The 15,225-nt window shown below is 70.6% G+C and carries 11 protein-coding genes; 9 read left to right on the top strand and 2 right to left on the bottom strand.

Annotated elements, in window-relative coordinates; all coding sequences use genetic code 11:
• Positions 1-3: 3 nt before the first annotated feature.
• The gene (locus NQV15_RS03570; protein ID WP_232398230.1) at positions 4-873 is read left to right on the top strand and encodes a glycosyltransferase family 2 protein; all 870 of its coding nucleotides are present in this window, start codon (positions 4-6) and stop codon (positions 871-873) included.
• Between the two features lie 3 nt (positions 874-876).
• Here NQV15_RS03570 and NQV15_RS03565 read toward each other — a convergent pair whose 3' ends face one another.
• Together NQV15_RS03565 and NQV15_RS03560 are read right to left on the bottom strand one after the other, a co-directional pair.
• Complete coding sequence (locus tag NQV15_RS03565; protein ID WP_232398229.1) at positions 877-1,932, bottom strand: LCP family protein; 1,056 nt, start codon at positions 1,930-1,932, stop codon at positions 877-879.
• 7 nt (positions 1,933-1,939) lie between these two features.
• Positions 1,940-2,548: an acyltransferase gene (locus tag NQV15_RS03560; protein ID WP_232398228.1), complete on the bottom strand. Its 609-nt coding sequence runs from the start codon at positions 2,546-2,548 to the stop codon at positions 1,940-1,942.
• Between the two features lie 189 nt (positions 2,549-2,737).
• On the opposite strand from NQV15_RS03560, the gene NQV15_RS03555 reads away from it, so the two are divergent.
• The 8 genes from NQV15_RS03555 to NQV15_RS03520 are packed head-to-tail and all read left to right on the top strand — an operon-like array spanning position 2,738 to position 15,225.
• A complete protein-coding gene (locus tag NQV15_RS03555; protein ID WP_232398227.1) occupies positions 2,738-7,501 on the top strand; it encodes a DUF4082 domain-containing protein in 4,764 nt (1,587 codons plus the stop codon).
• A complete protein-coding gene (locus tag NQV15_RS03550) occupies positions 7,498-8,592 on the top strand; it encodes a Gfo/Idh/MocA family protein (RefSeq protein WP_232398226.1) in 1,095 nt (364 codons plus the stop codon). Before NQV15_RS03555 ends, NQV15_RS03550 begins: the two co-directional genes overlap by 4 nt.
• Entirely contained in the window at positions 8,589-9,587 is a 999-nt protein-coding gene (locus NQV15_RS03545) for an NAD-dependent epimerase/dehydratase family protein (protein ID WP_232398225.1), read from the top strand. Before NQV15_RS03550 ends, NQV15_RS03545 begins: the two co-directional genes overlap by 4 nt.
• Positions 9,584-10,729, top strand: a complete 1,146-nt coding sequence (locus NQV15_RS03540; protein ID WP_232398224.1) for a DegT/DnrJ/EryC1/StrS family aminotransferase — start codon at positions 9,584-9,586, stop codon at positions 10,727-10,729. Before NQV15_RS03545 ends, NQV15_RS03540 begins: the two co-directional genes overlap by 4 nt.
• Positions 10,726-11,400, top strand: coding sequence for an acetyltransferase (locus tag NQV15_RS03535; protein WP_232398223.1), 675 nt, complete (start codon positions 10,726-10,728; stop codon positions 11,398-11,400). The genes NQV15_RS03540 and NQV15_RS03535 overlap by 4 nt, the downstream gene beginning before the upstream one ends.
• Entirely contained in the window at positions 11,397-12,518 is a 1,122-nt protein-coding gene (locus tag NQV15_RS03530) for a DegT/DnrJ/EryC1/StrS family aminotransferase (protein WP_232398222.1), read from the top strand. Before NQV15_RS03535 ends, NQV15_RS03530 begins: the two co-directional genes overlap by 4 nt.
• Entirely contained in the window at positions 12,515-13,981 is a 1,467-nt protein-coding gene (locus tag NQV15_RS03525) for a lipopolysaccharide biosynthesis protein (protein WP_232398221.1), read from the top strand. The genes NQV15_RS03530 and NQV15_RS03525 overlap by 4 nt, the downstream gene beginning before the upstream one ends.
• Positions 13,978-15,225 carry a glycosyltransferase gene (locus NQV15_RS03520; protein WP_232398220.1) on the top strand — a complete coding sequence of 416 codons (1,248 nt, stop codon included), beginning with the start codon at positions 13,978-13,980 and terminating at the stop codon, positions 15,223-15,225. The genes NQV15_RS03525 and NQV15_RS03520 overlap by 4 nt, the downstream gene beginning before the upstream one ends.

Below are 15,225 nucleotides of genomic sequence, written 5' to 3'. Positions count from 1 at the left end.
AGCGTGAGCAGCACCCCGACGGCCGGGCACGGACAAGGGTTCCTCGCCAGCGTGGTGATCCCGGCGCACGACGAGGAGCGCGGCATCGCGCGCACACTGGCGGCGCTGCTCGACGGCAGCTGCACCCTGGACGTCCTCGTGGTCTGCAACGGCTGCACCGATGGCACCGCCGAGGTGGCGCGCGGATTCGGCTCCGCTGTCCGGGTGCTGGAGATCGCCGAGGCGTCCAAGACGGCTGCGGTCAAGGCCGGGAACGCCGCCACCGACGTGTTCCCCCGCGTGCACCTTGACGCCGACGTCACGCTGACCGGTGCCGATGTCATCCGCCTGATCGAGCCGCTGGGCAGCGGCTCGATCCTCGCCACGGCTCCCCGCCGGGTCATCGCCTCGGACGCCAGCAGCGTGGTCGTGCGGTGGTACTACGAGGTGTGGGAGCAGCTGCCGCAGGTGGCCGAGGGGTTGGTGGGCCGGGGGGCGTTCGCGCTGAGTCGCGCCGCCCAGGAGCGGGTCGACGCGCTGCCGCAGGTGATGAGCGATGATCTGGCCGTCTCGGACGCCTTCGGCCCGGACGAGCGGCTCATCGTGGATGCCGCCACGGTCGTCGTCCGACCACCACGTGTGGTCGCCGATCTCCTGCGTCGGCGGGTGCGGGTCGTGACCGGCAACCGGCAGGCCAGCGCCGTCGGGGTCAGGCGGCCCGACTCGAGCACCGGCCTGTCGACGCTCCTGAGCATCGCCTGGCGCCGGCCCTCCTTCGTTCCCCGCATCGGGGTCTTCCTGGTCGTCACGGCGATCGCCCGCTTCCGCGCCCGCCGGTTCATCCGGTCCGGGGACTTCACGACCTGGCAGCGCGACGAGTCGTCCCGGGTGTGAGGCTCAGCTGACCGTGGCCGGTGTCGCGCTCGTCAGGTTCTTCGCCAGCCAGACGGACACGGCATCGTCCCGCACGGCAGCCCACAGGTCCTCGCTGCCGACCCGGTCGAGGTGGACGACGCTCTGGGTGCCCTCCATCCCGGTGCCCGCGACCGGGACGGTCAGGTAATCGATCCCGGCCGAGCGCAGGTGCCGCAGGGAGATGACCAGGCTGCGCATCTTCCCGACCGACCAGTCCCTGTCCACGGACAGGTTCTGGGTCAGGATGTCCAGGATCCGGTAGGCCTGGCGCGGCTCCTTGACCAGCTCCTGGGTCAGGGTCTCGTCGAGCAGGGTGCGCAGGAAGTTCTGCTGGCGGTGGATCCGGTCGAGATCGCCGCCCGGGAGACCGGCGCGCTGCCCGACGTAGTCCAGCGCCTCGTCGCCGTTCATCGTGTGGCGCCCGGCGGTCCAGGTGATGTCGCGATAGCCGTCGTGCACGGTCTCGGGGACGTCAATCGTGACCCCACCGAGGGCATCGGTGAACTGCCGGAACCCGTTCCAGTCGATGACCGCCAGGTGGTCGATCCGGATGCCTGTGACGGACTCGACCGTCCGTACGGCAAGAGACGGTCCGCCGTAGGAGAAGGCGGCGTTGATCTTGCCCGGCCCGTGGCCGGGGATCGTGACCCACAGGTCCCGCGGGAGCGAGATCACCGAGGCGCCGCGCCGGTCGGCATCGATGTGCAGGATCATCATCGCGTCGGAGCGCTGGGCGCCGGGCACCCAGGCCGCCGACGTGGCATCGGTGCCCGTCGTCGGCTGCTCGGAGCGACGGTCGGTACCGAGCACCAAGATGTCGACCGCATCGGCGGCCCTGCCCGCCGACTTGGCGGGGCGCTCGTGACCACCGTCGAAGACCCCGTCGATGCGGTGGATCTGGCCAGTCAGCTGGTGCTGGAGGTACAGCGCGAACGACAGGAACACCATGACGGGGCCGACGATGCAGATCGCCAGGCCCAGCAGGACCCGGCGCAGGACACGATGGCGACGTGACCGTCGCCGGGCGGGCTTGCGCATCGTCGCCTCAGCCCCCCGCGGGCTCGAGGACGTCGCCGTGCTCGACGTACGCCTCTCCGGTACGCGGGCACCTGTACGTGTGAGCGCCGGTCTCCTCCAGGGGTACGCCCGCCCGGCCCACCCAGCCGATCCGGCGGGCCGGGACACCTGCCACCAGGGAGAAGTCCGGCACGTCCCGCGTCACGACCGCACCCGCCGCGATCATCGCCCACCGGCCGATCCTGACCGGTGCGATGCACACCGCCCGGGCACCGACCGAGGCTCCTGCCTCGACCACGACCCCGACCGCATCCCAGTCCTCGGCTCGCTTGAGCTCCCCGGCGGGCGTGACCGCACGAGGGAACAGGTCGTTCGTCAGCACAGCCGCGGGGCCGATGAAGACGCCCTCGCCGAGCCTGGTCGGCTCGTACACGAGGGCGTGGTTCTGCACCTTGCAGTGGTCGCCCAGGACCACGCCGGGCCCGATGTAGGCGCCCCTGCCGATGACGCAGCGCTCCCCCAGACGGGCATTCTCGCGCACCTGGGCGAGGTCCCATACAAGTGTCCCCGTGCCAATCGTGGCACGGGGATCGATGTCTGCTGTCGCAGCGATGTGCGCTGCACGTAGGTCTTTCATGATCGCCCCATGGCAATGAGTTTCCGCACGATCGTCAAAGGATCGTGAAATGCGCGAGCGGCGATCGAAGTAGTCGTCCAAACGCCTGCAGGCCCCTCTGGCGCAGGGCGATTCTGGCAAGACAGACAGCACCAACACGGGCCCCCTCACCGAGGCGCGGTCGGTGTCTGAGACCAGAAGGAAGTCCAGATGTCCACCAGCCGCAGCGGCCGCCGAGCGCCGACGCGCGCCGTCGCTGCCCTCGCCGTCGGGGTGCTTTTCGCGGGACTGGTCACGGCCTTCACCGGGGCGCCGTCGTCGGCCACCGACGATCCGTGCGGACCCAACGGGAACGCGATCTCGTGCGAGAACAGCAAGCCCGGATCACCACCGAGCGAGTGGGACGTCGACGGTGCCGGCGATGACGACATCCAGGGCTTCGCGACCGACATCAGCGTCAACGTGGGCAACCGGATCGACTTCAAGGTCGACACCACGGCCTCTGCCTACTCCGTGACGATCTACCGCACCGGCTACTACGACGGCGACGGCGCACGCAGGATCACCACCATCACGCCGTCCGCGTCGCTCCCCCAGCACCAGCCCTCCTGCATCACCGATGCGACCACCCAGCTGTACGACTGCGGCACGTGGGGGGTCTCGGCCTCGTGGGACGTGCCGTCCGCCGCCGTCTCGGGGGTCTACATCGCCAGGCTGAAGCGGCCGGACACCGGCGGCGAGAGCCACATCACCTTCATCGTGCGCGACGACTCCAGCACATCGGACATCGTCGCCCAGACCTCGGACCCGACGTGGCACGCGTACAACATGTACGGCGGCTCGAACTTCTACCGCGGCGGCGCCAACGGCCGGTCCTACCAGCTCAGCTACAACCGGCCGTTCGCGACGCGAGCCGGCCTCGAGGCCCGCGACTTCTACTTCGGCGCGGAGTACCCGCTCGTGCGGTTCATGGAGAAGAACGGCTACGACGTCAGCTACATCGCCGGCGTCGACTCCGCCCGCAACGGGGCGCTGATCAAGCAGCACAAGACCTTCATCTCGATGGGTCACGACGAGTACTGGAGCAAGCAGCAGCGCGCCAATGTCGAGGCTGCCCGCGATGCCGGCGTCAACCTGATGTTCCTCAGCGGCAACGAGGTCTACTGGAAGACGCGCTACCAGCGCTCGGCCGACGAGGGGCAGGTCCCGTACCGCACCCTCGTCTCGTACAAGGAGACCTGGTCCAACGCCAAGATCGACCCGTCGGCCGAGTGGACCGGGACGTGGCGTGATCCTCGGTACGCGCCGAAGGACAAGGGCGGCGGACGGCCCGAGAACGCGCTGACCGGCACCCTCTACATGTCCAACGACACCGATCTCCCGGTCACGGTGGACGCGGACGAGGGCAAGCTGCGGCTGTGGCGGGGCACCAGCCTGCAGTCGCTGCCGGACGGGACGCGCGCACAGCTGGCCCCGCACACCGTGGGCTACGAGTCCAACGAGGACATCGACAACGGCTCACGCCCACCGGGGCTGATCCGGTTGTCGACGACCACCGGTCCGGCACCGCAGTACCTGCAGGACTTCGGGAACGACGTCGCTCCTGGAACGACTACCCACCACCTCACGATGTACCGGGCACCGAGCGGGGCACTGGTCTTCTCGGCCGGCTCGATCCAGTGGACCTGGGGCCTGGACGCCACACACGACGGCAACGGGGCCCCGGCAGACCGCCGCATGCAGCAGGCCCAGGTCAACCTCTTCGCCGACATGGGCGCCCAGCCCACCACCCTCGACCCGGCACTGAGCGTCGCGACGAAGTCCGCCGACACCGCCAAGCCGATCGCGACGATCAGCTCACCGGCCGGCGGCGCCACGCTCGCCAACGGCACGACGGTCACCGCGACCGGCACGGCCACCGACAGCGGCGGAGTCGTCGCCGGGGTCGAGGTCTCGACAGACGGCGGGGCCACCTGGCACCCGGCCACCGGCACCACCTCGTGGAGCTATCAGTACACCCAGCACGGCACCGGGAGCACGCCGCTGATGGCGCGCGCGATCGACGACAGCGCCAACATCGGCGACCCGGCGACCCGCTCGCTGACGATCACCTGCCCGTGCAGCGTCTACGGCACACGGCCCGCCAGCACCCCCGCGGTCAACGACGCCGGCGGAGCCGAGCTGGGGCTGCGGTTCTCTCCCACCACGGACGGGTTCGTCTCCGGGGTGCGCTTCTACAAGGGGACCGGCAACACCGGCAGCCACATCGGCTCGCTGTGGAGCACGAGCGGGCAGAGGCTCGCCAGTGTGACCTTCTCCGGGGAGAGCGCCACGGGCTGGCAGCAGGCCACCTTCGCCTCGGCGGTCCCTGTCACCGAGGGCGAGACGTACGTCGTGTCGTACACCGCGCCCAACGGCCGGTACGCCGCCGAGGCGCGCGCCTTCACCGTGGCCGGGCTCGACGCGTCGCCGCTGACGGTCGCGGGAGGCTACGGCGCCACGCCGGCAGGCACCTACGCCGACCCCGGACGCTTCCCCACCACGGCGTATCGCGGCAGCAGCTACTTCGTGGACGCGATGTTCACCACGATCGACGACTCCCCGCTGACCGTGACGTCCCAGTGGCCGCTTGCGGGCGCCACCAGCGTCCCGGCCGGTTCCACGGTGATGGCCCAGTTCTCCAAGCCGTTGACCGACGGATCGCAGAGGCTGACCCTCAAGGACGCCAACGGCGCGACGGTGCCCGGGAGCACCGCGTACGACTCCGCCACGAGGACGGCCACCTTCACACCGACGTCGGCGCTGAGCGGATTCGTCGAGTACACCGCGACGGCTGCCGGCGTGGACGCCCAGGGCCAGTCCGTCACGGACGGGAGGACCTGGTCGTTCACCACGGCGAGGCCCACTCCGGCGCCCGGGGTGTGCCCGTGCAGCATCTTCAACGACTCGACGGTCCCGACACTGCTGCAGGACTCCGACCCCGCGGCCGTCACGCTGGGCGTCCGCTTCGCCTCGGACGCGGCCGGCACCATCACGGGGGTCAAGTTCTACAAGGGCCCCAACAACACCGGCTCCCACACCGGAACCCTGTGGACCACCTCGGGGACGAAGCTCGCGGAGGGCACCTTCACCGGGGAGAGCAGTAGCGGCTGGCAGACGCTCATCTTCGACCAGCCGGTCGAGATCGCCAAGGACACCGAGTACATCGCCTCGTACCGGACCCCGGCCGGCAAGTACTCGGCCACCCCCGGCGGGTTCGTCGCCGACCGACCCGGATCGCCCTTGCGGACCCCTTCGAGCGGTGGCTCCTACACGTACGGCACCGGATTCCCCAACACCCGCACGTCAGCCAACTACCTGGTCGACGTGATCTTCGATCGGCCGGCGCCGCAGATTGCGATCACCTCGCAGGATCCGGCCCCGGGGGCCGTGGACGTGCCCCGCAGCACCGAGATCCAGGTCTCGTTCAACGACACCATCAAGCCGGGCGCCACGATGAGCGTCACGAGCGGCGGCTCGGCCATCGGCGGCACGACCCGGCTGGCCACGGACGCGACCCGGCTGACCTTCGACCCGGGCGGACCCCTCCCGCAGGACGCACTCATCTCGGTGACCCTCGCGGGTGTCACGTCCACCAGCGGTGTCTCGCTGAGCCCGAAGACCTGGACGTTCCGCACGGCCGCGACCGATCCCGTCGGACTGGCCCAGACCCTGTTCAGCGACCAGGTCCCGGCCGTGCCGGCCGTCAGCGAGGGCTCCGCGGTCGAGCTCGGCACCGCGTTCAAGCCGGCCAGGAACGGCACCATCACCGCGATCCGCTTCTACAAGGGGGCCGGCAACGCCGGCACGCACGTCGGCCGGATCTGGAGCTCGACGGGCCAGCAGCTGGCCTCGGTGACGTTCACGAACGAGACCTCGACCGGCTGGCAGACGGCGCGGCTCAGCCAGCCGCTGGCGGTCACCGCAGGGACGTCGTACGTCGTGTCGTACCTCGCCCCGCAGGGCCACTACGCGTCGACGGGCGGATTCTTCAGCAAGGCCCTGACCAACGGCGACCTGACCGCGCCGGCAGGCAGCAACGGCCGCTACCTCTACGGCGCCAACGGTGGCTTCCCGATCTACGACTGGAACTCGACCAGCTACTTCGTCGACGTCGCGTTCATGGCGGACGCCCCCACGATCAGCCTCGATGCCATCAGCCCGTCCGACGGCGCGACGGACGTGTCGCGCTCGGCCAAGGTCACCGCATCGCTGTCGGCGCCGGTCGCCACCGGCTGGTCGCTCACCGTCTCCGACGGCGGTACCCCCGTGGCCGGCACCGCCACGGTGTCGACCGACAACAGGACCATCAGCTTCCAGCCGGCATCGACGCTGCCCGCCGACACCGAGCTCACCGCGCGCCTGACCGGTGTGGTGTCCGCGGACGGCGCGACGCTGCCCGCCAGGACGTGGTCGTTCCGCACCGAGGCCGCCGGCTCCACGGAGTACTCACTGTTCGGCGACCGAACGCCCGCCATCGCCGCGATCAACGACAGTGACCCCGTCGAGCTCGGCACCGCGTTCTCCTCCTCGATCGACGGCCTCGTCACCGCCATCAGGTTCTACAAGGGCCCCGGCAACGGTGGCACGCACGTCGGCAACCTGTGGTCGGCCACAGGGACGAAGCTCGCGACGGTGACCTTCACCTCCGAGAGCACCGGCGGGTGGCAGACCGCCGCGCTGGCGACGCCCGTCCCGATCACTGCCGGCACGACGTACGTCGTGTCCTACTACGCGCCGCTGGGCCGCTACTCGGGCACGCCGACCTTCTTCCACACCCCGTGGACCTCGATCCCGCTGATCGTTCGGCCCAGCAACAACGGCCTGTTCACCTACGGACCCGGCGGCGGATTCCCGACCGGCTCCTTCAACGCCACCAACTACTTCGTCGACGTGATCATGCGCGCGGCGTCATCAACGGGAGGAACACCGTGACAACTGCCAACAAGCTGGGGGTCGCCGTCATCGGGGCCGGGTACTGGGGACCCAACCTGGCGCGGAACTTCCGTGCCAGCGCCGACTGGGACCTGCGCGCGGTCTGCGACCTCGACCTGGACCGTGCCCGCAGCGTGGCCGGGGACGGGGTCGCGGTCACCACGTCGCTCGACGAGGTGCTGGCACGACCCGACATCGACGCGGTCGCGATCGCGACTCCTGCCCGGACCCACCAGGCCATGGCGATGCCGGCCCTGGAGGCCGGCAAGCACGTCGTGGTGGAGAAGCCCCTGGCGGACAGCCTCGCGAACGCGAGCCAGATGGTCCGGACGGCCGCCGAGCGCGGTCTGGTCCTGATGGCCGACCACACGTACTGCTACACCCCGGCGGTCCTGAAGATCCGTGAGCTCATCGCCGACGGCTCGCTCGGCGACATCCTGTTCGTGGACTCCGTGCGCATCAACCTGGGCCTGATCCAGCCCGATGTGGACGTGTTCTGGGACCTGGCACCGCACGACCTGTCGATCCTGGACTTCATCCTCCCCGGCGGTCTGCGCCCGACGGGCGTCGCGGCCCACGGCGCCGACCCGCTCGGGGCCGGGCGCCCCTGCGTCGGGTACCTCACGCTGCCGCTCGGCAACGGGGCCCTGGCCCACGTGCACGTCAACTGGCTCAGCCCCACCAAGATCCGCCAGATGGTCATCGGCGGAACCCGTCGCACGCTGGTGTGGGACGACCTGAACCCGCAGCAGCCGCTCAGCGTCTACGACCGGGGTGTCGACCTGGCCGACCAGCCGTCCACGGCGGCCGACCGCCGGGACTCGACGATCTCCTACCGCCTCGGCGACACCTGGGCGCCGGCGCTGCCGCACCGCGAGGCGCTGGGCCAGATGGCCACCGAGTTCGCCGCCTGCATCCGCGAGGGACGCACGTCGCGGACCGATGGCGAGTCGGGCCTGCGGGTGCTGTCGGTGCTCGAGGCCGCCGCGCGCAGCCTGCAGACCGAAGGCGCCCTGACCCGGCTCGACCCCGAACAACCAGCCGTCCCCGTCTCCCCGATCGTCCCCACCCGGAAGGTGTCTGCCGCATGACCTCACTCGATGGAGCCCGCGTGCTCGTGACCGGCGGCGCCGGGACGATCGGGTCCACGATCGTCGATCAGCTCCTGGCCGCCGGCGCCGACCACGTCGACGTCCTCGACAACCTCGTCCGGGGACGCCTGGGCAACCTGGAGGAGGCCTTGAGCAGTGACCGGGTGACCCTCGTGGAGGGCGACATCCGCGACCGGGACCTGGTCCATGACGTCACGGCCGGCAAGGACCTCGTGTTCCACCAGGCCGCCCTGCGCATCACCCAGTGCGCCGAGGAGCCGCGACTCGCCCTGGAGGTCCTGGTCGACGGGACGTTCAACGTCTACGAGGCGGCGGTCGACCAGCACGTCGACAAGATCGTGTCGGCCTCCTCGGCCTCCGTCTACGGGATGGCCGAGCAGTTCCCGACCGGTGAGCGGCACCACCACCACAACAACGACACCTTCTACGGCGCCGCCAAGTCGTTCAACGAGGGCATGCTGCGCAGCTTCCGGGCCATGTACGGCCTCGACTACGTCCTGCTGCGCTACTTCAACGTGTACGGGCCCCGCATGGACGTGCACGGGCTCTACACCGAGGTGCTCGTCCGCTGGATGGAGCGCATTGAGGACGGCCAGGCGCCGCTGGTGTTCGGCGACGGCGAGCAGACCATGGATTTCGCCTGCACGACCGACATCGCCCGCGCGAACATCCTCGCGGCACAGAGCGATGTGACCGAGGGCGTCTACAACATCGCCTCCGGCTCCGAGACGAGCCTGCTGCAGCTGGCCGAGACCCTGTCGCAGGTCATGGGCTCGACCATCCCGGTCCAGCACGGTCCCGAGCGTGCCGTCAACGGCGTCGCCCGACGGCTGGCCGATGTGTCGGCGGCGGACCGTGACCTGGGGTTCCGGACTCAGGTCGGTCTCGAGGAGGGCCTGGCCGAGCTGGTGACCTGGTGGAGGCCGCTGAGGGCCGAGATCTCGGTCGGGCGCGGCATGGAGGCGCGGCGATGAGCCGCGTCAACGTCATGCAGCCGTGGCTCGGTCGCGAGGAGGTCGCCGCCCTCTCCGAGGTCATCAGCTCGGGCTGGATCGCACAGGGCCCGCGGGTCGCCGCGTTCGAGGCCGACTTCGCCCGCATGCAGCAGGCGGAGCACGCCGTCGCGGTGTCCAGCTGCACCGCAGCGCTGCACCTGGCGCTGAAGGTGGCCGGTGTCCGTCTCGGCGACGAGGTGGTCGTGCCGTCGTTCTCGTTCATCGCCACCGCGAACGCGCCGACGTACGTGGGCGCGCAGCCGGTGTTCGCCGACGTGGACCCCGTCACGGGCAACCTGACCGCCCGGACCGTCGAGAAGGTGCTGTCCGAGCGGACCCGCGCGGTCATCGCGGTGGACCAGGGCGGGGTGCCGGTAGCGCTGGACGAGCTGAGGGCGCTGTGCGACCCCCGGGGCATCGTGGTGATCGAGGACGCCGCGTGCGGCGCCGGGTCGACCTACCTCGAGCGACCGGTGGGCGCAGGTGCCGAGATCGCCGTCTGGTCGTTCCACCCCCGCAAGATCATCACCACCGGCGAGGGCGGGATGATCACGACCGCCCACGCCGACTGGGCCGACCGCGCACGCCGACTGCGTGAGCACTCGATGAGCGTCTCGGCCGCGGACCGCCACGGCAGCACCCTGGCGCAGCTCGAGGAGTACACCGAGATCGGCTTCAACTACCGCATGACCGATCTGCAGGCCGCCGTCGGGATCGTCCAGCTGGGCCGGCTGCCCGAGATCATCGAGCGGCGCCGACAGTTCGCCGAGGTCTACACCAAGTACATCAACGACATCGACGGTCTGCGCGCCGTCGCCGATCCCTCCGGGGGGACGACGAACTTCCAGTCGTACTGGATCGAGGTCGGCGATCCGTATCCGCTCGACCGGGACGACCTGCTGGCCCACCTGGCCTCCCTGGACATCTCGGCACGCCGCGGCATCATGACGGCCCACCGCCAGCCCGCCTACGCACACCAGGGCCTCGGGCCAGGCTCGCTGCCGGTCTCGGAGCACCTCAGCGACAACACGCTGATCCTGCCCCTGTTCCACGAGATGTCCGTGGGTGAGCAGGCCCGCGTCATCTCAGCCCTGCTCACCGGAAGTGGAGACAAGCCATGAACGACCTGATCCTGATCGGGGCAGGAGGCCTGGCCCGCGAGGTCGCCGAGGCCGTCGCAGCAGCCGACCGGTACCGCATCGTGGGCATCGTCGACGACGACGCGGCCCTGCACGGGACGTCCGTCGGCGGCATCTCGGTCATCGGCGGCCTCGAGCAGCTGTACTGGGACCGCAGCTCGCACGTCGTGGTGTGCACCGGGCAGGGCCTGACCCGCCGGGCGATCGTCGCGCAGCTGGCCGAGCACGACATCGGGCCGTCACGCTTCGGCACGGTCGTGCACCCATCGGTCCACGTCCCCCGCTCGTGCTTCCTGGGGGTCGGGTCCGTGCTGCTGGCCCACGTGGCCATCACCGCGGACGCCCGCATCGGACGGCACGTCGTCGCGATGCCCAATGTCACCGTGACCCACGATGACGTCATCGGCGACTACGCCACGTTGTGCGCAGGCGTGAGCCTCGCCGGCGGGGTGAGCGTCGGCGAAGCCGCCTATCTCGGCACCAATGCGAGCGTGCGCCAAGGGCTGCGGGTAGGCGCCGACAGCACCCTCGGGATGGGCTCGACCCTGCTGAGCGACCTGCCGGACCACCAGACCTGGGCGGGCGTGCCGGCACGGTTGCTGGGGGCATCCCCCCACCTGCGCGCGGCAGCCACGATGGAGGCGGTCTCATGAGGGTCCCGCTGGTCGACCTCGGCGCCCAGCAGGCGGAGGTCGCTGAGGAGGTCCGGCAGGGGCTGGACCGGGTCTTCGCAGCGACGGCGTTCATCGGGGGCAGCGACGTGGAGGAGTTCGAGCAGGCGTACGCCGCCGAGACCGGCGTCGCGCACTGCGTGGGCGTGGGAAACGGGACCGACGCGCTCGAGCTGGCACTGCGTGGGGCGGGCGTCGGGCCCGGCGGCGAGGTCATCCTGCCGGCCAACACCTTCATCGCCACGGCGGAGGCCGTGTCGCGCATCGGGGCCACGCCCGTCCTCGTCGATGTCGACCCGACCCATCTGCTGATCGACCCGCACGGTGTCGCCGAGGCCGTGACGACCAGGACCCAGGCGATCGTGCCGGTCCACCTGTTCGGGCAGATGGCGCCGATGGAGCGGATCGCCCGGATCGCCGCCCCCGCCGGGATCCCGGTCGTGGAGGACGCCGCCCAGTCCCAGGGGGCCGTCCGTCACGGCTCGACATCGGGCGGAGTCGGGCTGGTCGCCGCCACCAGCTTCTACCCCGGCAAGAACCTCGGCGCCGCCGGCGATGCGGGCGCGGTCACGACGAACGATCCCGACATCGCCCGGGCGATCCGGGTGCTGGCCGCGCACGGGAGCCCCGCGAAGTACGTCCACGACGTCATCGGCATGAACTCACGGCTCGACACGGTCCAGGCAGTCGTCCTGAAGGCCAAGCTCAGGCGGCTCGCCGGCTGGAACGAGAACCGGCGCAAGGCCGCCGAGCTCTACGACTCACTGCTGTGGGACCTGCCCGGGATCGCGCGTCCGGAGTCGGCGCCGGGCAACACCGATGTCTGGCACCTGTACGTCGTCCAGGTCGACCGCCGCGACGCCGTCCTCGAGACCCTGCACGCCGAAGGCATCGGTGCCGGGATCCACTACCCGACGCCGGTCCACCTCACGCGGGCCTACGCCCATCTGGGGCTGGGACGCGGCTGCTTTCCGGTGGCCGAGGCCGCGGCCGGACGCATCCTGTCCCTGCCGATGTTCCCGCACATCTCGCCCGAGCAGCAGGAGTACGTCGCTGCCAGCCTCGCGGCCGCGACCACCTTGACCCGGGGGGCGCGGTGAGGGCACGTCGGAACTCCCCCGACGCCGAGGCACAGGCTGCGGGGAGGGCCTCGACCGCATTCGCGTGGAGCTTCACCAACACCGTGGTGGCGCGATTCGGCACCTTGGCCATCGGCGTCGCCCTGGCCCGGCTGCTCGGCCCTGAGGAGTTCGGGACGTTCGCGGTCGCCTTCATCGCCCTGCTGGCGGTGCTGAGCTTCAACGAGCTCGGGGTGAGCCTGGCGATCGTGCGGTGGACCGACGATCCTCGGGCCATCGCACCCACCGTCACCTCCGTGTCGTTGCTCATGAGCGCCGTGATCACTGCCGGGATGCTGCTGGCTGCCGGCCCGTTCGCGGAGGCGATGGGCGACCCGGACGCCGCGGGCATGGTGCAGGCGCTGAGCCTGTGCGTCCTGCTCAACGGGGCCGTGGCGACCCCGGCGGCCCTCCTGCAGAGGTACTTCCGACAGGACCGGCGCATGATCAGCGACCAGGTCAACGTCTGGGTCGGTGCCGCGGTCTCGTTGGGCCTGGCGGTGTCCGGCGCCGGGGCCTGGAGCCTGGTCATCGGACGGCTCGCCGGCGCACTGACGTCCGGCGTCCTGCTGATCGCCTACTCCCCCCTGCCCTACCGTCTCGGCCTCGACCGCCGGTACGTGCGGCCGCTGCTCCGATTCGGAGCGCCCCTCGCCGGGGCCAGCCTGATCGTCTTCACGATCGGTTTCGTCGACCAGCTCGCCGTCGGCCACCTCCTGGGCCCGGTCGTCCTGGGCTACTACGTGCTCGCCTTCAACCTCTCCAGCTGGCCGGTCAGCATCTTCTCGCAGCCCCTGCGCAGCGTCGCGCCCGCGATGTTCGCCAGGTTGCAGCACGACCCCGAGGCGATGTCGGCGGCGTTCCACCGCCTGCTGCGCCCCCTGGCGGCCGTCGCCCTCCCGATCTGCGTCGTGCTGGGCGTCACCGCGCCCGACATCGTCTCGTTCGTCTACGGACCTGCCTGGCTGCCGGCCGCCGAACCACTGCGCTGGCTGTGCCTGATGGCCGCCTTTCGCATCTTCTTCGAGCTCACGTACGACTACCTCGTCGTCCTGCGGCGCTCGCGCATCATCTTGGCCGTCCAGCTCGTGTGGCTCCTGGCCCTGGTGCCGCTGGTGATCGCCGGCGCCCGCATCGGTGGCGCGGGCGGAGCCGGTGCCGGGGTCGTCGCCGTGGCCGCCGTCGTGGTCCTGCCGATGTACCTGCGTGCACTGAGCCGGGTCGGCATCGACCTTCGCGCGGTGTGGCGCCACTGCGCCCCGGCTCTTGTCGCCACCGTGGCGCTCGGTGGCGTCGTCGCCGTCCTGGCCCATCTGATCCCGACGGCCTTCCCGGCCCTCGCCGGCAGCGGCCTGGTCACCTGCGTGGTCGTCGGCGCACTGCTGTGGCGCGACCGGGCATCGCTGACCGCGCTACGGACACGACCGGCGGAGGTCGCCGCATGAAGATCCTCGTGTATCCCCACGACCTCGGCGTCGGCGGCAGTCAGCTCAACGCGATCGAGATCGCTCACGAGATCAGCCGCCAAGGCCATGAGACGCTCGTGTACGGCCAGCCGGGGCCGCTGTGCGCCCGGATCGACGAGCTCGGTCTCGAGTTCGTCGAGTCACCGCCGGTCCATCGCCGCCCCACCCGCTCCGTCGTGCAGGACATCGGCCGCCTCATCGACCAGCGAGGCATCGACATCGTGCACGGCTACGAGTGGCCGCCCGGGCTCGAGTCCTACCTGGCCTGCCGCGGACGAGCCGCCGCCCCGGTCGCCACCGTCATGTCGATGGCGGTGGCGCCCTTCCTGCCGCACAGCATGCCGTTGGTGGTCGGCACCGAGCAGATCGCAGCGAGTGAGCGCGGGCGACGCCGTCAGCTGGTGTCGGTCATCGAGCCACCCGTCGATCTGGTGGGCAATCGTCCCGGCGTCGCCGGGGATGCGCACGCCACCCGGGAGCAGTGGAACCTGCGGGGGGAGCTGCCGATCATCGTGTGCGTCACTCGCCTGGCGCGCGAGCTCAAGCTCGAGGGACTGCTGACCGCGATCGCCGCGATCGCGGTCCTGGATCGTTCCTGCCCGGCGCAGCTGTTGATCGTCGGTGACGGACCGGCCCGGAAGGAGGTTGAGGACAGCGCGCGCCGGGTCAACGAGGCGATCGGACGCCGAGCCGTGGTGCTGACCGGCGAGGTCGCGGATCCCCGCTCCGCCTACGACCTCGCGGACGTGTGCATCGCGATGGGTGGCTCAGCGCTGCGCTCGATGGCTTTTGCGAAACCGCTCATCGTCCAAGGGGAGGGCGGGTTCTTCCGGCTCCTGACGCCCGACACACTGCCTGAGTTCCTCTGGACCGGCTGGTACGGGCACGGCAGCCTCACCGGGAATCCGGTTGAGGAATTGCGCGCTCTGCTCGACCGTCTGCTGCTGGATCCGGTCCGCCGCCTGGAGCTCGGCCTCTTCGCCCGGCAGGTGGTCGAGGACCGCTTCTCGTTGACGGCCGCGGCCACGACACAGCTCGAGGTGTATGACGGGGCGCAGCATCAGAGCCGGCGAACCGGCCACGAGGAGATCGTGGCGACCGCACGATTCGCCCGTCATGATCTGGTGCGGCGCACGCGCCGGTGGCTGGGCCGGACGGCTGAGGACGACTTCAACGCCCGACCGGTGGCGCGCGACGCGCTGCCGCGTCCGAGCACTTCCTAG

Source organism: Aeromicrobium wangtongii (genome assembly GCF_024584515.1).
GTDB classification, from domain to species: domain Bacteria; phylum Actinomycetota; class Actinomycetes; order Propionibacteriales; family Nocardioidaceae; genus Aeromicrobium; species Aeromicrobium wangtongii.
The sequence above is the reverse complement of the archived record's forward strand: the minus strand, read 5'-3'. Positions and strand labels throughout refer to the sequence as shown.